This is a genomic window from Streptomyces sp. B1866 (genome assembly GCF_031932565.1).
Classification (GTDB): domain Bacteria; phylum Actinomycetota; class Actinomycetes; order Streptomycetales; family Streptomycetaceae; genus Streptomyces.
This window is the reverse complement of the sequence record NZ_JAVSCF010000111.1, coordinates 1-19824: the sequence shown is the minus strand read 5'-3', so window position 1 is coordinate 19824 and position 19824 is coordinate 1. Positions and strand designations below refer to the sequence as shown.

Genomic DNA, 19824 nt, shown 5'->3' with positions numbered 1-19824 from the left:
GGCGGACGTGGGACACGGCGCGCCCGGCGTCCGGCGGCGACGGCCCCGGGCGCCCGGCGCCGCGCCCGCCGCCCGGTGGCTTCCGGCCGGACCGCGGGACAGGCCGGAGACCGGGGCGAGGGACCGGGTCCGGGAGACCGGGTCCGCGAAGGCAGGGCCGGAGACCGGGTCCGGGGGACCGGGCCGCCACCCCGGGCGTGGACGACGCCCGGGACGGACAGCGACAGCGGAAGGGGCGGACTTCGTGGCAGGAGTTCGGGGAGTCAGACGCGCGGCGGCCGCCGTGCTCGCGGCGGCGCTCGCCGCCACCCTGGCGGGGTGCAGCAGCACGGGCGGCAAGCGGGCCGAGGAGCGGGCGGCCAGGGCCGCGGCCGGAGGCCGGGCGGCCGTGGACACGCCCCGGTGGACCATCGCCATGGTCACGCACGCGGGCGACGGCGACACCTTCTGGGACATCGTGCAAAGCGGCGCCAAGCAGGCCGCTGTCAAGGACAACATCCGGTTCCTGTACGCGCACGACGAGGAGGGCAACCAGCAGGCGCAGCTCGTGCGCACCTACATCGACCAGAAGGTCGACGGCCTGATCGTCTCCCTCGCCAAGCCCGCCGCCCTCAAGGGCGTCGTCACCGAGGCGGTCCGCAAGGGCATTCCGGTGATCACCGTCAACTCCGGCGCCCCGGACTCCGCCGCCTTCGGCGCCCTCACGCACGTCGGCCAGGACGAGACGGTCGCGGGCGAGGCGGTCGGCGAGGAGCTGAACCGGCGCGGCCGCGAGAAGGCCCTGTGCGTGCTGCACGAGCAGGGCAACGTCGGCCACGAGCAGCGCTGCGACGGCACGGCGAAGACCTTCCGCGGCACGCTGGAGCGGCTGTACGTGACGGGCACCAACATGCCCGGCGTGCAGTCCTCCATCGAGGCCAGGTTGCAGTCCGACCGGGGTATCGACGCCGTGGTCACGCTCGGCGCGCCCTTCGCGGCCACCGCCGCCAAGGCGGCCCGGCAGGCGGGCAGCCGGGCCGAGACCGACACCTTCGACCTCAACGCCAAGGTGGTCGAGGGCCTGGCGGACGGCACGGTCGGCTTCGCCGTCGACCAGCAGCCCTACCTCCAGGGCTACGAGGCCGTGGACCTGCTGTGGCTGCGCCGGTACAACGGCGACGTGCTCGGCGGCGGCAGGCCGGTGTTCACCGGCCCGCAGATCGTCACCAAGGACGACGCGCCGGGCCTGGCCGCGTACACCAGGCGGGGCACCCGGTGAGCGCCGAGGCCGCCTCCACGGCGCCCCGCGGGCCGCTGGAGCCCCTGGAGCCCCCGGCCGAGCAGCGCCCCTCCGCCCGGTCGCTGGCGCGCCGCCTGGCGAACCGGCCCGAACTGGGCTCGGTCGTCGGCGCCGCCGCCGTCTTCGTGTTCTTCTCGGCGGTCGCCGACGCGTTCCTCCAGTGGTCCAGCTTCGGCACCGTGCTGTACGCGGCGTCGACCATCGGGATCATGGCGGTGCCGGTGGCGCTGCTGATGATCGGCGGCGAGTTCGACCTGTCTGCCGGGGTGCTGGTCACCTCCTCGGCGCTGGTCTCCTCGATGTTCTCCTACCAGATGACGGCGAACGTCTGGGTGGGCGTCGGCGTGTCACTGCTGGCCACCCTCGCCGTCGGCTTCGTGAACGGCCTGCTGCTGGTGCGCACCGGGCTGCCGAGCTTCATCGTCACCCTCGGCACGTTCCTGATCCTGCAAGGTTGCAACTTGGGCTTCACCAAGTTGATAAGCGGCACGGTCTCCACCAAGACCATCGCCGACATGGAGGGCTTCGACTCCGCCGCCGACGTCTTCGCCTCCCACCTGACCGTCGGCGACCTCGACCTCCAGGTCACCGTCCTGTGGTGGCTGGGCCTGGTGGCGGTGGCCACCTGGATCCTGCTGCGCACCCGCGCGGGCAACTGGATCTACGCGGTGGGCGGCGACGCGCAGGCCGCGTGCGCGGTCGGCGTCCCCGTACACCGTACGAAGATCGGCCTGTACGTGGGCGTCTCGCTCGCCGCGTGGATCTCCGGGCAGCACCTGCTGATGTCGTACGACGTCGTGCAGTCCGGCGAGGGCGTGGGCAACGAGTTCCTGTACATCATCGCGGCCGTCATCGGCGGCTGCCTGCTCACCGGCGGCTACGGCTCCGCAGTCGGCTCGGCCGTCGGCGCGTTCATCTTCGGCATGGCCGACAAGGGCATCGTGTACGCGCGGTGGAACGCCGACTGGTTCACGTTCTTCCTGGGCGCGATGCTGCTGCTCGCCACCCTCCTCAACGCGTGGGTGCGCAGGCGGGCGGAGGCACGGCGATGACGGACCACGAGCGCACGCCCCTGGTCGAGCTGACCGGCGTCAGCAAGTACTACGGCAGCGTACGGGCGTTGGAGGGCGTGTCCCTCCAGGTGCGCGCCGGGGAGATCACCTGCGTGCTCGGCGACAACGGCGCGGGCAAGTCCACCCTCATCAAGATCGTCGCCGGGCTGCACCGGCACGACGCGGGCACGTACGCCGTCGACGGCGAGCACGTCCGGCTCGGGTCGCCGCGCGAGGCCCTGGACCGCGGCATCGCCACCGTCTACCAGGACCTGGCCGTGGTCCCGCTGATGCCCGTATGGCGGAACTTCTTCCTCGGCTCCGAGCCCACCCGGGGCCGCGGGCCGCTGCGCCGCCTGGACGTGGCCGCCATGCGCGCCACCACCCGCGCCGCGCTGCTGCGCATGGGCATCGACCTGCGCGACGTCGACCAGCCCATCGGCACCCTGTCCGGCGGCGAGCGGCAGTGCGTGGCCATCGCCCGCGCCGTCCACTTCGGCGCGCGCGTGCTCGTCCTGGACGAGCCGACGGCGGCGCTGGGCGTCAAGCAGTCGGGCATGGTGCTCAAGTACGTCGCCGCCGCGCGCGACGCGGGCCTCGGCGTGGTCCTGATCACCCACAACCCGCACCACGCCCACCTCGTCGGCGACCGCTTCGTCCTGCTGCGGCGCGGCGCCATGGCCGGCAGCCACGCCCGGCGGGAGATCGCCCTGGACGAGCTGATCCGGCAGATGGCGGGCGGCAGCGACCTGGAGGAGCTGAGCCACGAACTGGCCCGCCCGGCCGCACCCGGCGGCCAGGACCCCCCGGCGCCGGGCGACGGCGCGGCCCCCGGGGCGGGATGACCCCGTCCTGGCCCAGACCGGCGGGTGGGGGCGCGCCCGCGCCGGAGGTACCCGCCCGGCGCGGGCACGCCCTGCCGCCATGCGGCAGGTCACGCGCGTGAGGCAGAATCTCCACGGCGGATCGGACCGGCGCACCGGATCGGCGCACCGGGCCGGCGGAACCGGCCGGCAGGCCGGACCGGCGGCCTTCGACCGCCCGGCCGGCCGGCGCTCCCACGACGGCCGGCGGACCACGACCGCAGACCGAGGCCCCGGCCTCCCAAGACCCCGCAGGGACGAGACGACTCGTGCCAGTACGCACCCGCAGTGACCGCGGCGCCCGCCGGCCCGGCACCCCCGGCCCGGCGGCAGCCGGCCGCGCCCTTCGCCGGGCACCCGCCGCCCGGTCGGCCCCCGGCGCCCCGCCGGGCGCGGCCCACGGCCCGGCGCAGGGCACGACTCAGGGCCCGGTTCAGGGCAGGGCCCAGGGCACGAAGGAAGGGGCGGTGTGATGACCGGCTACCGGGACCGGGTCCACCGGGGACCGGCCCGCGCGACCATGCTGCGCACCGTCGGCACGCGCGAGCGGCGCTCGCACCTCACCGCCCCGCGCGTGCCGACGGTCGGCATCGACATCGGCGGCACGAAGGTCGCCGCGGGCGTGGTCGACGCCGACGGCAACATCCTGGAGAAGGTGCGCACCGAGACCCCCGACAAGTCCAAGAGCCCCAAGGTCGTCGAGGACACCATCGTGGAGCTGGTGCTGGACCTGTCCGACCGGCACGACGTGCACGCCGTGGGCATCGGCGCCGCCGGCTGGGTGGACGCCGACCGGTCCCGGGTGCTGTTCGCGCCGCACCTGTCGTGGCGCGACGAGCCGCTGCGCGACCGGCTCGCCGGCCGGCTCGCCGTGCCCGTCATGGTCGACAACGACGCCAACACCGCGGCGTGGGCCGAGTGGCGGTTCGGCGCGGGCCGCGGCGAGGACCACCTCGTCATGATCACGCTGGGCACCGGCATCGGCGGCGCCATTCTGGAGGACGGCCAGCTCAAGCGCGGCAAGTACGGCGTGGCCGGGGAGTTCGGGCACATGCAGGCGGTGCCGGGCGGGCACCGCTGCCCGTGCGGCAACCGCGGCTGCTGGGAGCAGTACAGCTCCGGCAACGCGCTGGTGCGCGAGGCGCGCGAACTGGCCGCCGCCGAGTCGCCGGTCGCGTACGGGATCACCGACCGCGTCGGCGGCGACATCGGCGAGATCACCGGGCCGCTCATCACCGAACTGGCCCGCGAGGGCGACGCCATGTGCGTCGAACTCCTCCAGGACATCGGCCAGTGGCTCGGCGTCGGCCTGGCCAACCTCGCCGCCGCCCTCGACCCGTCCTGCTTCGTCATCGGCGGCGGCGTCAGCGCGGCCGACGACCTGCTGATCGGCCCCGCCCGGGACGCCTTCCGCCGCACCCTCACCGGCCGCGGCTACCGCCCCGAGGCGCGCGTCACCAAGGCCGAGCTGGGCAACGAGGCCGGCCTGGTGGGCGCCGCCGACCTGGCCCGCCTGGTCGCCCGCCGCTTCCGGCGCGCCAACCGCCGCCGCGTCGAGCGCTACCAGCGCACCGGGTCCACCGCCCTGTGGACCGCGGCGCGCGGTCAGGCGGACCGCGGATGACCGCCACCGAACAGCCCCGCCCGGTCGGCCCAGCCCCCGCCCCCGACCGCCCGCCGCGCCGCTGGGCCACCGCCCTGGCCGTGTTCCTGCTGATCACCGTGCCCGCGTTCTACCTGGTCATCTCCGCTATCCAGAGCAGCGACAGCGGCGAGGACAAGCAGGAGCACGCCGCGGCGACCGGCCTCACCGCGGGCCTGCCGAGCAGGGTGCAGCGGCGCATCTACGACGTGCCCGTGCCCGTACGCTCCGGACAGGTCGCCTACTACGAGACCAACTCGTGGAAGGCCAGCTCGCTGTACGTGCAGTTCACCACGTCCCCGCCCGGGTTCACCGCCTTCCTCCACTCGATCGGCACCGACCCGGCCCGGCTGGCGGAGGACGAGGTCACCATCAGCGACAAGGAGGCGCGGACGGCGGGGTGGTCGTTCGGCTCCGGCCAGAACTGGTCGGGCCTGGTCGTCCAGCAGGAGCGGCCGCAGCCCAAGCTGAAGGTCACCGTCAGCCGCCGCGACCCGAGCAACCTCAAGGTGTACGTGGTCTCCACGATCCACCCGTGACGGCCGGGGCCCGGGTCGTGTGGACCCGGGCGGCCCGGTCGGGCCTGGGAAAGTGGCCCGGCCCGTGGGGGTGGCCCGGCCCGCCGCACCACCCCGGACCGGACGGAGAGGGGTGGTACGGGCGGACCGGGCCGAGGGACGGACCCGCCGACCCGGCCATGCCCGGCTCGGGGGAGCGCCGGAAGGGGCCGACGGGCCCGTCCCCGTCTCAGGGAGACGGCGGCGGTAGGAGGGGTACGCCTCGGACGTGGCGGCAGCGCTGCCCGGCGCGGGCCTCGGAAAGCTTCACGCGTNGGTACGCCTCGGACGTGGCGGCAGCGCTGCCCGGCGCGGGCCTCGGAAAGCTTCACGCGTCGTGCGGCGCCGCAGGTCGTGCACCGGCACGACCAGGCGGCCGAAGCCCGTCCCGGGTAGGACTCGATGGGCTCGTACCCGGCCTCGCGCATCTCGGCCGTGGCTTCGGCGGGGGTGACGGGCGGGGTACGGCGTTGGCCGCAGGCCCGGCCCGGCCGCCCGGCGCCCTCCGGCGGTACGGGTACGGGCTGGGGCTGGCCGGTCGAGTCGTCGCCGGTCACCGGCGTGGGCCCGCCGACGAGCAGGCCGAGGCTCACGGCGGTTTTCCGATGACAGCGGCAGCCGCACCGGCCGCCGTGGCACAGGGCGTGCGCCTCTCTGAGGCCGCCGGGCCGGAGAGCGGCCGCGCACTGCGCGGACACCCACCGTCCGCCAGCGGCCCCGGCCGGGACCGGGCCCACGGTGGCGATCACCCGCACGCCCCCTTCCCGCACCGCGCCCCGCCGCCGTCGTCCGGGGTGGCGAGCAGCGCGCCCCGGGCCTCGGCGACCTCGACCAGGGCGGTCAGGCACTCCACCAGTCGGGCCAGGACGTACCGCATCTGACAGGTCTCGGCGTTGCCGGTGATGATCAGGTCCTCGGTGTGCCCGAGGAGTACGCGGGCCATCTCCACCCGGGCGGCCTCGCCGGGGTCGAGCCGTTCCAGGCGCTTGCCGCGCATCTCGGCGACCCGCACCACGTGGACCAGCGCCCACACCAGCCGCACCGCCCCCGCCCGCAGCCGCCCGCCGTCCACGCGCACGCCCGAGGCGAGCCACACCCGCGCCGCCCCGAGCACGCTGCGCGCGGCCAGCACCTGCGCGTCCTCCCAGGCGTCCGCCAGCGCCGCCGCGGGCCCGGGGCTGTGACCGTCCGGGGCCGGGACGGTGTAGCAGGGCTTACCGTCCACGGTGGACCACGGCAGCGGCACCAGCCCGCTCACCGCTCCCTCTCCGGACCGGTGGCCTTGGCCTGGCAGCGGGGGCACTCGCACCGAGGCCACTCACACGACGCCGGAGCGAACGAACGACCCGGCTCACCCCGGACCGAGCACGAACTGATCTCCGCCTGCTCCCCGGTCACCGGGTCCAGCCGGTACACCCGGATCGTCATCACCGCCACGCCCAACCACCCCCCGGCACCAACCGCCCGGCCCGGGCGAGGTCCACGCCGTGAATCCGGCGCGGGCCCACGTCGATCCCGTACGCGGCCAGCGAGGCCGCCCACCGCCGACGCCGCTGCACCCGCCGCTCCCCCCGGCTGGCGGGTCGCCCTTCGAGCTTTGCACTTGCCCGGTACCGACCGAGAAGTTCGAATAACTGGTACACCCATTCGAGTGCGCGAACGATAGTGTTCGCCATGCTGACGCTCCTTCACAGCGTTGGCCGCGCCCCCGGGCCGATGCCACGGTCGCGGGGGTCCTGAGTTCAGCTATCGTGGTGATCCAGGACGCTCACGCGGGAGTTGACCGGGGGTTGACTGCTTCGGGAGCTGGATCGACGGCCGTTGAGGTTCCGACTGTGAGCGACTTCGCCGAAATCGCCAAGAAGGCACTGCATGACAACGGGTGGTCGTGGAGTGCCGCCGCTCGTGCGATCAATTACGACTTGGCTTATCTGTCCCGGGTACTCCACGGAAGGCAACGGCCTTCTTTGAAGTTGGCGGAGTCCTTGGACGATATTCTCGGCACCGGCGGGGCGTTGTCCGCGCTCGTCCTCGGCTCGGACGACGCATCGAGGGTCGAACGCAGTATGGACCGGCCGACTCGGCTGGACGGTGCGACCGTCGAGGCTCTAGCCGGGGTCCTGGCCGCCTACCGGCGCTTGGACGACACCATGAATCCAAGGTCGGTTCTTTCGCCGACCCTCGCGCAGATCAACCAGGTCACTTGTCTGCTCAAAGACGCGAGGGGGCCGCACCGAGAGCAGTTGATGGCGGTGGCGTCCGAGTTCATGCAGTTCGGAGGGTGGATGCACGCGCAGGTTCGGCAGGACACGCAAGCTGTGTCCATGCTGAACCAGGCGATTGCGCTGGCCGAGGAAATCGCAGACGGCACCCTGGCGGCGCAGGCGCGGAACTTCCTGGGCCATCTTTCACGACAGCAGGGTCGGCCTGTCGGAGTCGCCCACTGGTATACGGCAGCCGCGCGTACGCCTGGCGCGCATCCCGCGCAGCGAGTGGAAAACACCTTGCTGGCGGCGGGCGGGCTTGCCGAGATGGGGAAGACCGCCGAGGCCTTGCGCATGGTGGAAAAGGCCGAGCGGTGGGCAGATGCGGCTGCGGCGATCCCCCCACCCGCGACGGCCTACTGGCTGACACCGAATTTCAACCGACTGGACATGGGTCTCTGCACCCTTGCGCTGGGACGCTACGACGAGGCGGTCGATCACTTGTCGGCTGGCCTGGCCGGGCTGCCGAGGGACCAGCAGGGAGCCGCGTGGACGACGGAGCACCGTGGCGCCCTGCTGAAGGCCCTCGAAGCCCGCTGACGGCTCCGGGCACAGCATCTGGCGTTCGGTCCGCACGCTCGCTGAACTCGCCGCTGCGCGGAGACGACACCAGCTGAGCTGACGGGATGTCGGACTACGGCGTCAGTCAAGGCGTCATCCCGGCGACACGTGCTGGCGTCATTTCGGTGTCATCGCATCGTGCGTACTACTACCGTGGATTCATGAGCGCACCGAACACGGCGCTCGAGCGGTCCGCATGGGCCTGATGATGAGCCAGGACGACCTGGCTCGCGCCTTCCGTGAGGCCGGGGTCCCGAGCGCCAACAAGAGGCTGATCCAGCGATGGGAGGCCGGAAGCACCGGCAGCCCCAACGCGGCGAACGCGCGGGCGCTGGAACGCGTCACCGGCCTGCCCATTGAAGCCCTCCGCTTCCCGCCCTCCGCCTCCCTTGCCCGCGTCTCGAAAGACAGTCACGGCGGTCACGACGTCGATCCGTCACCCGGCGGAGTCCCCGCGCCCAGCGCCGCGACCACCCCCCAGAACGCTCCGGCTCTGGGGCGCGGCAACTACTCAGGGGTCTGGCTCTCGCGCTACGAGTACTACCCCAGCGGCCGGCAGAACACGTTCACCGGCCTGCACTACGTGGTGATCCTTCAGCACGGCACCCGGCTTACGGTCCGCAGCCTGCCGGGCTCGTCCGACTCGCCGCTGGCCATGGATCTGGAGGTGGACCGCAATGTCGTCACCGGCACCTGGAACGAGCAGACGGCCAAGGACGGCTACTACCGGGGTGCCCGGTACCACGGCGCCATACAGCTTCTGGTCGAGCCGACAGGGCGCCGTATGTCCGGGAAGTGGGTCGGCTTCGGCCAGGACTTCGACGTCAACTCCGGACCGTGGGAACTGGTCCTGAAGGACGCGTCCACGTCCAAGGCGACGATCAGCGCCTACGACCGGCTCCCGGATGAGACCGGACGCTGATGAAGGGCGCCGAGGACGGAGCACCCCCGCATGCGCGGGGACGACCCTCACTGACCTGGGGCTTCACAAGCGCACAGGAGGAGTTTCATTCGGTTGCAATTGGAGATGTGCCAACGGCGTACTCCCGAGAGTAGTGGGTTCCTCAACCTCCTAATCCTGGCGCACGAAACGGAACGACCGGCATTGGGCCAACGAGGCAGACTCAGCCTACTGACTGCCCATCAGCCGTAGCGACGCCGACTGAGCAAGCCAACCCCTTACCGCCCGCACTCGCGTGACCCAGGGCCGCTCGCGGCAGCGGGAGCCGGGCCTCGTGTCACTCCGGGGCCTGGATCAGACCTCGAACTCGGATGCGGCGAATTGAAGGAAGGCGCTGAAGTCAGCACGGGGAAGGGCCAGCGAGGGGCCGTCAGGGTTCTTGGAGTCCCGAATGTGGATCTTGCTGGGCGTTTCGGCGACCTCCACGCACTGCCCTTGCTCACCACCACTGTAGGAGGACTTCCGCCAGGTCAGGGCGGTCTTCTCATCGGTGCAGGTGTAGCCGGTCATTGGAAATTCTCCTCAAGATGACGGTTGATGCGTTCCCGTGACTCATCTGCGGGAAGTGCGAGGTCGGCGATCTTGTCGAACACGACCGCGAGGTCGTCCACCTCGGCCGGATTCTCCAGGAAGTTGCCGCCCAAGGAGCTGTCGATCGAGACGACTGGGGGCCAGGGGCGGCGGAAGTCCAGGATGGTCATGGTCTGGTTCGCAGCCGCGTAGGCAGGGACGTCCACCGGGACGATCTGGATGGTGATGTTGGACTGCCCGGCGTCGTCGGCCAGCTTGCGTAGCTGCTCCTTCATCACCCCCGGGGCCTTGGGGAAGCGGTGCAGGAGAGCGGCCTCGGAGATCAGCGCGTGCAGATGCGCCGGGTTTCCCGGGCGGTGCAGCACTTCTTGGCGAGCCATCCGGATCGCGCTCAGCATGTCTGACAGCTCGCGGTTGTCCGGATGGAGCGGGCTGTTGAAGATTTCCCGGACGTACCCCGGAGCCTGGAGAAGGCCCGGGATGATCGCCGGGTGCTGGACCCGGATCTTCCTCGACTTCGACTCCAGGATGACGAAGTCGAGGAGCGCATCCGAGACCTGGCCGACGTACGAGCCCCACCAGCCGGCCTTCGCCGACTCGTTGGAGGCCGCGGCCAACTCCCGAACCGCCTCCTCGTCCCCGTGGATGCCGTACAGCTCCAGCATCCTGCTGATGTCGTCCTCGGAGACTCGGTAGATGCCCCGCTCGATGCGTCCCTGTCGCGTGGAGTCCCAACCGAGTCGCTTGGCGGCTGCTCCTGGTCGCAGGTCGGTCCGTTCGCGGTAATCGCGCAGCAAGCTACCTACGCGACGCCTCATGACAGGCGGAGGGAGCTTCTTCTGAGTCATGGGGAGCATTCTGTCAGTCGCGGGGAGCGTTGGCGATATAGCAAGTGATCTGTCGATTCAGCAGTTCCTTGCTCGATGTTGCGCATCGATGCTCGATGGGAGCAAGCTGGTCCCTGGCAGACGTGACTGCTCATCAGGTGTTGGTCATTTGTGTCGGACAGTCACGGCTGCCGACGTACGGGCCGGGTCGCTGGCCCCGCAGAGATCCGCCCTCCTTCCCCCGTGGGAGCGGGCCTCCGTACCCCTCCGACGAGCCGAGCGCCCTCAATCACGCTCGGCGACTTCGCCGAGGCCATGAGACAGCGTGGAAAGGAAGCCTCAGGTGTTCATCGAAATCCCGAGCGAACTCGAAGCCGCTCTGCTCGACCTTCCTCTCCCGGAATGGGAGCTGAACGGTCCGTTTCTGGCGAAGTCCACCGTGAAGCGGTACCGGACCGAGCTGACGGCCACCCCGCGGTTCGAGGAGACCGCCGCGGCGCTGCGCCGCACGCTGACCGGAAAGGGCGGCGGGTACGCCGTGCTGCGCCTGGGGAACCTCGCCAAGGCGCTGGGCACTGACGATGACCGGTTCCTGCGGATCGCGACGGGCTTCGCGGCCGAGGTGGCGGTCCCCTTCTCCCCCTTCCCGCGGTGGCCTCTCTGGAAGGACATCGGGGTCAAGGTCGATAAGGACCCCGGCAAGTCCAGCGGCATTGGGTACAACGCCTTCCACATGGACCTGGTGAACGCGACCATGCCCCCGGACTTCACCACGCTCCTGTGCGTTCGCCCTGACCCGCTTGGTGGCGGCCCCACCATCCTCTCCGACGCCCACGCTGCGGTGGCGCGCCTGCCGGAGGACTGCCGTTCCCTGCTCGCCGAGTCGGCCTACCACTACGGGACCTTCTTCGACTTGTTCGGCGTCGGCGAGGAGTGCAAGCCGTTTCCGATCCTGGACGGCTCCGACCCGGGCAAGGGGTTCGTCCGGTTCACCGCCAAGATGCTGGAGCGGTCCGAACTCAGCCCGGCGTACGCCGAAGCTGCCCGGGAACTCGCCGGGGAACTGGTCCGGGGGCAGGTCTCCTTCATGCTCCGGCACGGGGACTACCTCATCGTGAACCAGCGCCGCTTCCTGCACGGTCGGGATGCGCTCCACAGTGGCCAGGAGTCCGTCCCGGTCGCCGACCGGCGGCTGCTCCTCCAGCTCTTCCTGGGCGCGGGGGCCGGCGACGGCTCGGCCGCATAGTCGGCCGACGGCACCGATGGCTTACCCAGCTCCGCCCCCGCGGGCCCTGTCCCCGAGCGCGCGGCACGGCAGCGGGGCGGGGCCCGGTCGGGCACCCCCAGAAACGGTTGCACCGGGCTCGCCGGGCCCGTGCGCGGGGTCAGATGCGGGAGTTGCGCAGCGACTGCCACACAGCGCCGGCCAGCGCCCGCGTCGCCCGAGGGACCGACAGATGCTCGTGCTCGCGGTACAGGGCCCAGTTGTACTGCACGAGGGACAGCTTATTGGAGGACAGCGAGCCCGCCTGGTGGGCCCGGTACACCGCCAGCGGCTCGGCCAGGCCCCGGGCGTCAGCACCGTCACGCATGATCGACAGCCACAGCGCGTAGTCCTGGCGCTTGCGCATCTCCGGCATCAGCCTCGTGCCCAGGACGTTGCGGTCGTACATGGCGGTGAGAGCACCGATGTGGTCTCGGACCAGCATCGCGCGATAGTCCACGTGCGCCCGTGCGGGGATCACCCGTCCGTTCGGCACCCAGTCGGTGCTATCGCCGGCGTAGTCGGCATCCATCTTGAAGTACGAGGTGAACGTCAAAGGCGCATCACCCTCCGCGGCGAAGGCCAACTGCTTCTCGGTCTTCTCCGGCAGCCACATGTCGTCCGAATCGAGGAACGCCACATAGTCTCCGCGAGCCCGCTGAATCGCGAGGTTGCGGGCCCGGCCCGCACCGCCCCGCTCGGGCGCCGACTCCGGCAGAACGCGCTCGTCCTGGGCGGCGAACTCGCGCAGCAGGTCCATTGAGCCGTCGGAGGACTGGTCGTCGGTGACCAGCAGCTCCACGTCGCTGTGTGTTTGCGTGAGCACCGATCGGACGGCCGCACCGAGGGTGGCCGCCGAGTTGTAGACGGGCATCACGACAGACACCAGAGGCACAGCACATCTCCTTGCCAGATCAGGAACGACGGTCCATTCAAGCACCGCAACCGAGTAGGAGCCGACATGCAGATAGTCGTCGCTGGTCAGGGCTACGTAGGGCTTCCGCTGGCCGTGCGCGCAGCGGAGGTGGGGCACCGCGTGATCGGCTACGACGTGGACGCTCACCGGGTCCAGCAGCTCACCGCCGGCCACTCCTACGTCGAGGACGTGGCCTCCTCCCGGCTGCGCGCCCTGCTGGACTCCGGGGACTACTTGGCGACCACCGACGCTTCCGCTCTGGCCGGCTTCGACATCGCGGTGATCACCGTGCCGACACCGCTGCGGGACGGCGTGCCCGACCTGTCCTACATCGAGACCTGAGCGCGGACCCTGGGCGAGCACCTGCGCCCCGGCGCGACCGTGGTTCTGGAGTCCACGACCTACCCCGGCTGCACCGAGGAGCTGCTGGTGCCGATCCTGGAGAAGGCGACGGGCCTGCGGGCTGGGGAGGACTTCCTGGCCGGGTTCAGTCCCGAGCGCATCGCTCCGGGGAACAAGCGGTGGTCGTTCGACGGGACACCGAAGGTGGTGTCCGGGATCGACGCCAGGTCTCTCGACGTGATCAAGGGCTTCTACGACGGCATCTTCCAGACCACGGTGCCGGTGTCCGGGCCCAAGGTCGCCGAGCTGGCGAAGCTGCTGGAGAACACCTTCCGGCTGGTCAACATCTCGCTCGTGAACGAGTTGGCGACGCTGGCGGCGCCCCTCGGCGTGAACGTCTGGGAGGCGATCGACGCCGCCGCCACCAAGCCCTTTGGCTTCACGCGGTTCACCCCGGGGCCGGGAGTCGGCGGGCACTGCCTGCCCGTCGATCCGCTGTTCCTCTCGTGGAAGGTCGAGCAGGAGCTGGGGGTCCCTTTCCGGTTCGTGGACCTCGCCGACGACGTGAACCGGCACATGCCCGACTACGTCGTCCGGCGCGTCGCGGCCGGCCTCGGCAAGCGCGGCCTGCCCGTGAAGGGATCGCGCGTCTTGCTGCTCGGCCTGACCTACAAGTACAACGCCACCGACCTGCGCAACTCCCCTTCAGCGCGGGTCGCGGAACTGCTCACCGGCCTCGGCGCGGAGGTCCGCGGCGCCGACCCGAACGTCCCAGCGGGCGACATCGGCAAGCTGAACGTGCCCCGGGTCGATGCGAGCCCGCAGGAGGTAGCAGCCGCTGATGCCGTGGTGCTCCTCATGGACCACACCCGGTTCGACCTCGCGATGATCGAGAAGAACGCGTCGTACGTTCTCGACTGCCGCAACCGCCTGTCCGGGGCGAACGTCGAGACCCTGTAGCTCCCCGAACTCCCCCGCCTGCCGATGACCTCAACCCCAGGAGTTCCCTTGTGCGACGAATGGGAGCATGCCCACACGGACTACACCAGACCCGTGCAGCGTCCGGCCCCCGCCTCGCTGGCCGAGAGCGAAGACGACTGGCGCCGCTACCTGGAAGGTGACACCCCCAACGGCTGGATGATCCAGCGCAGCGCGATGACCGAAGCGCTCGCCAGCGGCCGGCCCATGTACCTCTTGCACACCACCAAGGACATCGCCGCCATCCGCACCAGCGGTGAGCTGTACGTCTCCACCGGATGCCTGGTCGGAGCCCTGTACTGCTCCCCACTCGCCCGTCAGCGCGAGGGATGGCGCCCGCACAACCTCGGCGCCTACCTTATGCAGACGAAGCCCAGCACCACGCCCATGATCTTCGAGGTCATCCCGGACGCTCCGATCCCCACCAAGGGCGTGGACTACCTGCACCTCGGTGCCATCCACCTGCGCACCTACCTGCGCTACCAGAGCCTTCTCACCCGGGCCGAAAACGACCAGCTTGACCGCGCCGTGCGGGCCGGGCTGAGCGCCGCGGCCGTGTTCCTCGACACGGCCCTGCGTAACGCAGCCGGCAGCGCCACGGCGGCTCGCGAGTTCATCGACCAGTTGGCCGCTGCTGTACCCGCCGTGCCGTTCCTCGGCTACCTCTACTTCGAGGTGCTGTCCGAGTACCTGATGCTGCACTCCACGACTCCAGAGACCAAGAAGTACGCCCAGGTCGGGGAGCTGAACAACTGGCTGTACAAGAGGCTTGCGTTCGCCGCCGTGGACGGCATGCACCAGTTGTTCGACCTGGCCCGCTTCCATCCGCGCCACCAGCAGCTCGTCCAGCTCATCGACGGCGTGGAACCGGCTCTCGCCCCTGGAGTCGCCGAGTACGTACGGAGGCGGCTGTCCCACCTGTTCGCCCGGACCGCGCTACACCCGTCTCAGGACACGGCATCGGTGACCTTCCAGGGCGCTGATCTCAGCACGCTCCGGCACGTCGCGCCGGGACTGATCGGTCAGATGTTCTTCCGCGAGCTCCGGTACATGCAGCGCTACCGGCAGCTCTACCACTGCTTCGAGAAGGCCAAGGCACTGGAGGCATGGGCCTACTGGAACCACGAGCGCATTCCCACACCCTTCAACGGCATCCTCCCCAAGGGCGAGATCGGCATACACCCCGTCTACCCCCGGTCGGCCGTCAGGGTATGGACGGCCAAGCGGGACAGCAACGGCTTCCTGCACCCGGCCCAGGAGGTCACCGCCGTCTTCACACCCCACCTGGCGTCATGGTGGGCGCCACCTCGTCATCGTGAGTGGAAGACCACCCCCGACCCTCTCCCCGCCCACCAGACCCCCGTCGAGGGGATCTCCGCATGACCATGAAGCCCCTGGCCATCCTCACCGGCATCAACCGCGCGTCCGTGCCTTCGTCCGGGAGCCTGAACCTCGTCAACGACCTCTACCCCGCCATTCCCGACGCCCATACGATCTACCTCGGCAGGACACCGATCGATCAGGCATGGAAAGCCGCGTTCGATCACCTGATCCCCCTCTCCACGACGAAACGCCCCCAGGGGCCCGGCTTCGACGACTACGTGGACGAGCTGACGCGAGAGGTCGGGGCACTCATCGAACAGCTCCGGCCGGACGCCATCCACGCCCAGAACATCGGGTTCGCGCTTAGCCTGGCCCTAAGCCGCACCGCCGGCAGCATCCCGGTCATCTCGATCGCCCACGGCCCTGAAGTGATGGCGGCCGAGCGCAACGCGACGGAACACGCGGCCATGCTCGAAGTCGCCGCCGCCAGTGCCGCGATCGTCACCCCGACCTCCGTCCTCGCCGACCACATCGACCGCCTCACCGGGCGCCGGTTCACCGATCGCATCACCGTCATCCCGTGGGGCATCCGTCTGGCCGGTGCCCAGGTGCGCGATCGGCCGTCCGCAGGGACCGGGTCCCTGTCTCTGGTGCACGCCGGTCGCCTGGACGACAACAAGTCCACGATCACAGCCGTCGAAGCCCTCGCCCACACCGATCAGCCCCACTGCCTGACCGTGATCGGCAATGGGCCCCTGCGGGAGCATCTGGAACAACGAGCTGTCGCACTGGGCCTGCGGGACCGGGTCCACTTCGAGCGATACCTGCCCCGTGCTGAGCTGTGGGGCCGCCTGCCGAACTTCGATGCCTTCGTGTTCACTACCAGAGGTCTGGAGGCTTTCGGGCTCGTCCTCATCGAGGCCCAGGCTCACGGACTCCCCGTCGTCTACTCCGATCTCCCCGGCGTGAAGGGAATCCTCGGGAACGCCGGCACGGCCTACACCCCCGGCGATCCGCACTCGCTGGCCGTGGCCCTGGACGGGCTGGGCCAAGATCCCAACCGCCGAGCCGCCCTCGCCCGTGCGTCCGTACGCAACGCGCACCGATACGACATCGCGTTCACCGCCCGTCAGCTTCACGAACTGACACTGTGCGTCATCAGGACGGGACACTGATCGGCCGAGGGGTGTAACGCCTGGCGGCATGAATCCGTCCATAAGGCGAGGCCAGCGGCGGACGACCTGATGTATCGCCGCCGGGAGGACTCACACTGTGCAGACTCCAGTCCGCGAGGACGACGATCAGATGAAACTCGCGCTGTTCGCTGACCTGTTCACCGAATCCGGTGACCTGCCGCGCCGCCCGACGAGGACGAGCCGGAGCTGAGCCTCACCCACGTGTGGATCGTGGCGGCCGAGATCAAGGTCAAAGAGCGCGTCGCCAAGGTCACGGACTTCCGCGGCTCCTTCACCACCGTCGCGGGCAGGCGCGTCGATGCCTTGGAGGTCTACTGCCGGGCCTGCCGCCGCCCCTATGAGGATGTCGCTGACGCCGACTGCGAAGCGGTGCTCGACATCCGGCACCTGATCGGCGGAGACCAGACCCAGCGGGCGAAGCGCAAGAGGCCGGCCCCGCCGCCGAACGCCCACCTCGTCCCCGGCGGCCGGATCGAGCGGCGCGGTATCGGCGCGTACGTCGTCGGCATCTCCCGGCCGCGGTAGCCGAGCATGCCTCTCTTCCTCGCGGACCTCACCCTGGGTGGGATCTCCTCCGGCCTCACCTACGCCTTCACCGGGCATCCGCAGCTCGCTGCCGCTGTCGGCGCGCTGGCGGCCGTCGCCACCTGGCTGGGTGCCGCCTCCGTGATCTTCGGACCACCCCCGCATGCGCGGGGATGACTCGGGCCTTCAGCTCGCGGTGGACGTTGGCGAGGGACCACCCCCGCATGCGCGGGGATGACGACAAGAGCCGCAACGGCGGCGGCTCGGAGCCGGGACCACCCCCGCATGCGCGGGGATGACTCGGGCCTTCAGCTCGCGGTGGACGTTGGCGAGGGACCACCCCCGCATGCGCGGGGATGACCGGCAGCACCGTGCGAGTGGCGGCCTCGTACCGGGACCACCCCCGCATGCGCGGGGATGACCCTAGCTGACCTGGGGATTCACAAGCGCACAGGGGCAGTTTCATTCGGTTGCAAGCGGAGACGTGCCAACGGCGCACCTCCGAGGATAGTGGGCCCCTCAGCCTCCAAACTGGCCCTCGCGCGCACGGTGAGGTGCGACCAGTACTCCCACCGCCAGTCGGTGCTCACCGCGGTGAGAGGCCGAGCGCGGCGTGTGCGTCATCCAGGATCCTGCCGATGGCGGAAGCGGCGCGGCGGGCCCGCGTGGCATCGCCGGTCTCGGCGGTGTCCTCCCAGTGACGGAACTCCTTCGCGAGTTCCGGCTGCCGCTGGATGTGGACGTAGACGGCCCACTGGGCGATGAACCGCTGGAGGGGGGAAAGATCGGAAGCCTGGCGGGACTGATCGGCGGCCTGGCCCAGTTCCCGCGTGAAGGAGGGCAACACGGCGGGTGCGATCTGTGCCACGGCCTGACGGAGCGCGGTGACGGTGGCAGGTGGCCGAGGGATGAGTGGCTGCCCGGCACTGGAGGTTGTCATCGCTGCTCCCATGGGCGAGATTCTTCTCCCTGGGAGCAGCGCATCGAGTGCGGGTTCGACTACATCGCCCGAACGAGTGAGGACGCGGCTCGCAGCTTCCAGCGTGGGCGACGCCGATGGGGCAGGAACCGCCGTCGGACGCGGCACTGAACCGGACGGGTCGCTGAACTTTCGCCCGCACCACCCGCACTCGCGTGCCCCGGGTCGCTCACGGCAGGAGAAGCCGGGCCCCCGGCCCGACCGACCGGGCCACCCAGGCCAGGGGAAGCCCGGGCCCGCCCCCGCCCAGCCGGGGCCGCCCGCGATCTCGGCGGCAGGACTGCCCGGAACCAGGGGCTCCGGGTCTGCGCGGGGGACGCGTTACCGTGGCCCGGTGAGCGAGACCACCACCCTCCAGCACCGGATCGACGGCCCCGAGGACAACCCCGGCGCCCCGGTCCTCGTGCTCGGCCCCTCGCTGGGGACCACCTGGCACATGTGGGACCGGCAGATACCCGCGCTGTCCCGGCGCTGGCGCGTGCTGCGCTACGACCTGCCGGGACACGGCGGCTCGCCCGCCCGGCCCGCGTCCGCCGTCGAAGACCTCGCGGACCGGCTGCTGGCGACGCTGGACCTGCTCGGCGTCGACCGGTTCCACTACGCGGGCTGCTCCCTCGGCGCGGCGGTCGGGATCGACCTCGCGCTGCGGCACCCGCAGCGGGTCGCCGGGCTTGCCCTGGTGTCGGCCGCGCCCCGGTTCGGCAGCGCCGACGCCTACCGGCAGCGCGGCGTCATGGTCCGGGCCAACGGGCTCGACCCGATCGCGACCGCCGTGCCCGAGCGGTGGTTCACGCCCGCCTTCGTCGCCGCTCAGCCCGCCATCGCCGACTGGGCCGTGCGTATGGTCCGTACCACCGAACCGGGCTGCTACATCGCCGCCTGCGAGGCCCTGGCCGACTTCGACGCCACCGGCGGCCTGGCCCGCGTCGGCGTGCCCACGCTCGTCCTGGCGGGCGCCGAGGACCAGGTGACGCCGCCCGCCGACGCCCGGGTGCTGGTCGCGGGCATTCCCGACGCCCGCCTGGCGCTGGTGCCCGGAGCAGCCCACCTGGCGCCCATCGAGCAGCCCGCGGCCGTCACCGACCTGCTGGCCCGGCACTTCGCCGCCGCCGAGCGGTCCGCCGGGCCCGGCCCGGCCCGCGCGTCCGGCGCCCCGCGTCCGGCCGTACCGCCGCAGCCGCCCGCGCAGGCCCAGGCCGCCCCGGCCGCCGCGCCGCCCGTCGTACCCGTCGCCGAGCTGGGCCCCGCCGAGCGGCCCGGGCCGGGCGCGGACACGCGCGCCGAGCAGTACGAGCGGGGCATGCGGGTGCGCCGCCAGGTGCTCGGCGACGCGCACGTGGACCGGGTGACGGCGGACGCCGACGACGTCACCGCCGACTTCCAGGACCTCGTCACCCGCTACGCGTGGGGCGACGTGTGGTCCCGGCCCGGCATCGACCGGCGCACCCGCAGCGTCGTCACCCTCACCGCGCTGGCCTCCCGGGGCCACCTGGAGGAGCTGGCCCTGCACACGCGGGCCGCGCTGCGCAACGGGCTGACGCCCGCCGAGATCACCGAGGTGCTGCTGCACACGGCCGTCTACTGCGGCGTACCGGCCGCGAGCTCGGCGTTCGCCGTGGCGCAGGGCGTGATCCGGGAGGAGACCGCGCCGGAGGGGTAGCGCCGCCGCCCGTCCCGAGGGGCACGGCCGGGCGTGTCCTCCCGGCCCACCGGCCGCACGCGCGTGCGCGGGCCCGCGGTCCGGGGCGGCGCGCGCCGCAGGGC

General features: G+C 71.3%; 17 protein-coding genes, 1 pseudogene and 1 CRISPR repeat array. Of the genes and pseudogenes, 13 read left to right on the top strand and 5 right to left on the bottom strand.

Annotated features, from left to right (window positions below; translation table 11 throughout):
- Positions 1–283: 283 nt before the first annotated feature.
- The 5 genes from RKE29_RS16280 to RKE29_RS16260 all read left to right on the top strand — a co-directional run bounded on the left by RKE29_RS16280 (position 284) and on the right by RKE29_RS16260 (position 5375).
- Positions 284–1258, top strand: a complete 975-nt coding sequence (locus RKE29_RS16280) for a substrate-binding domain-containing protein (protein ID WP_312006118.1) — start codon at positions 284–286, stop codon at positions 1256–1258.
- Positions 1259–1302: 44 nt separating this feature from the next.
- Positions 1303–2331: an ABC transporter permease gene (locus tag RKE29_RS16275; protein ID WP_312006117.1), complete on the top strand. Its 1029-nt coding sequence runs from the start codon at positions 1303–1305 to the stop codon at positions 2329–2331.
- Positions 2328–3176, top strand: coding sequence for an ATP-binding cassette domain-containing protein (locus RKE29_RS16270; protein ID WP_312006116.1), 849 nt, complete (start codon positions 2328–2330; stop codon positions 3174–3176). The genes RKE29_RS16275 and RKE29_RS16270 overlap by 4 nt, the downstream gene beginning before the upstream one ends.
- Positions 3177–3666: 490 nt before the next feature.
- Positions 3667–4818 (top strand): ROK family glucokinase, encoded by a 1152-nt coding sequence (locus tag RKE29_RS16265; protein ID WP_312006115.1) that lies wholly within the window; start codon positions 3667–3669, stop codon positions 4816–4818.
- Positions 4815–5375 (top strand): hypothetical protein, encoded by a 561-nt coding sequence (locus RKE29_RS16260; RefSeq protein WP_312006114.1) that lies wholly within the window; start codon positions 4815–4817, stop codon positions 5373–5375. Before RKE29_RS16265 ends, RKE29_RS16260 begins: the two co-directional genes overlap by 4 nt.
- Positions 5376–6138: 763 nt before the next feature.
- Here RKE29_RS16260 and RKE29_RS16255 read toward each other — a convergent pair.
- Complete coding sequence (locus RKE29_RS16255) at positions 6139–6651, bottom strand: hypothetical protein (protein WP_312006113.1); 513 nt, start codon at positions 6649–6651, stop codon at positions 6139–6141.
- A gap of 577 nt (positions 6652–7228) precedes the next feature.
- Here RKE29_RS16255 and RKE29_RS16250 point away from each other — a divergent pair.
- Positions 7229–8197, top strand: coding sequence for a helix-turn-helix transcriptional regulator (locus RKE29_RS16250; RefSeq protein WP_312006112.1), 969 nt, complete (start codon positions 7229–7231; stop codon positions 8195–8197).
- Positions 8198–8414: 217 nt separating this feature from the next.
- Positions 8415–9140: an XRE family transcriptional regulator gene (locus tag RKE29_RS16245; RefSeq protein ID WP_312006111.1), complete on the top strand. Its 726-nt coding sequence runs from the start codon at positions 8415–8417 to the stop codon at positions 9138–9140.
- A 333-nt stretch (positions 9141–9473) separates the two neighbouring features.
- Here the strand turns inward: RKE29_RS16245 and RKE29_RS16240 are convergent, their stop codons facing one another.
- Together RKE29_RS16240 and RKE29_RS16235 are read right to left on the bottom strand one after the other, a co-directional pair.
- Positions 9474–9689: a DUF397 domain-containing protein gene (locus tag RKE29_RS16240; protein WP_312006110.1), complete on the bottom strand. Its 216-nt coding sequence runs from the start codon at positions 9687–9689 to the stop codon at positions 9474–9476.
- Positions 9686–10558 (bottom strand): helix-turn-helix transcriptional regulator, encoded by an 873-nt coding sequence (locus RKE29_RS16235; protein WP_312006109.1) that lies wholly within the window; start codon positions 10556–10558, stop codon positions 9686–9688. The genes RKE29_RS16240 and RKE29_RS16235 overlap by 4 nt, the downstream gene beginning before the upstream one ends.
- Positions 10559–10880: 322 nt before the next feature.
- Here RKE29_RS16235 and RKE29_RS16230 point away from each other — a divergent pair, with 322 nt between their 5' ends.
- Positions 10881–11783, top strand: a complete 903-nt coding sequence (locus RKE29_RS16230) for a TauD/TfdA family dioxygenase (RefSeq protein WP_312006108.1) — start codon at positions 10881–10883, stop codon at positions 11781–11783.
- Positions 11784–11922: 139 nt separating this feature from the next.
- On the opposite strand, the gene RKE29_RS16225 is transcribed toward RKE29_RS16230, so the two are convergent.
- Complete coding sequence (locus tag RKE29_RS16225; RefSeq protein ID WP_312006107.1) at positions 11923–12696, bottom strand: glycosyltransferase family A protein; 774 nt, start codon at positions 12694–12696, stop codon at positions 11923–11925.
- 66 nt (positions 12697–12762) lie between these two features.
- Between RKE29_RS16225 and RKE29_RS16220 the strand changes: the two are divergent.
- The 4 genes and pseudogenes from RKE29_RS16220 to RKE29_RS16205 all read left to right on the top strand — a co-directional run bounded on the left by RKE29_RS16220 (position 12763) and on the right by RKE29_RS16205 (position 17081).
- Positions 12763–14019, top strand: a pseudogene (locus tag RKE29_RS16220) (nucleotide sugar dehydrogenase).
- Positions 14020–14112: 93 nt separating this feature from the next.
- Positions 14113–15420: a hypothetical protein gene (locus tag RKE29_RS16215; RefSeq protein ID WP_312006106.1), complete on the top strand. Its 1308-nt coding sequence runs from the start codon at positions 14113–14115 to the stop codon at positions 15418–15420.
- Positions 15417–16535: a glycosyltransferase family 4 protein gene (locus tag RKE29_RS16210; protein WP_312006105.1), complete on the top strand. Its 1119-nt coding sequence runs from the start codon at positions 15417–15419 to the stop codon at positions 16533–16535. The genes RKE29_RS16215 and RKE29_RS16210 overlap by 4 nt, the downstream gene beginning before the upstream one ends.
- A gap of 222 nt (positions 16536–16757) precedes the next feature.
- Complete coding sequence (locus RKE29_RS16205) at positions 16758–17081, top strand: hypothetical protein (RefSeq protein WP_312006104.1); 324 nt, start codon at positions 16758–16760, stop codon at positions 17079–17081.
- Positions 17082–17230: 149 nt separating this feature from the next.
- Positions 17231–17503: direct repeats of the CRISPR family, unit length 29 nt; unit sequence GGGACCACCCCCGCATGCGCGGGGATGAC.
- A 164-nt stretch (positions 17504–17667) separates the two neighbouring features.
- Here RKE29_RS16205 and RKE29_RS16200 read toward each other — a convergent pair.
- Positions 17668–18021, bottom strand: coding sequence for a hypothetical protein (locus RKE29_RS16200; protein ID WP_312006103.1), 354 nt, complete (start codon positions 18019–18021; stop codon positions 17668–17670).
- 373 nt (positions 18022–18394) lie between these two features.
- Between RKE29_RS16200 and pcaC the strand changes: the two genes are divergently transcribed.
- A complete protein-coding gene (gene pcaC, locus RKE29_RS16195) occupies positions 18395–19720 on the top strand; it encodes a 4-carboxymuconolactone decarboxylase (protein ID WP_312006102.1) in 1326 nt (441 codons plus the stop codon).
- Positions 19721–19824: the final 104 nt, after the last annotated feature.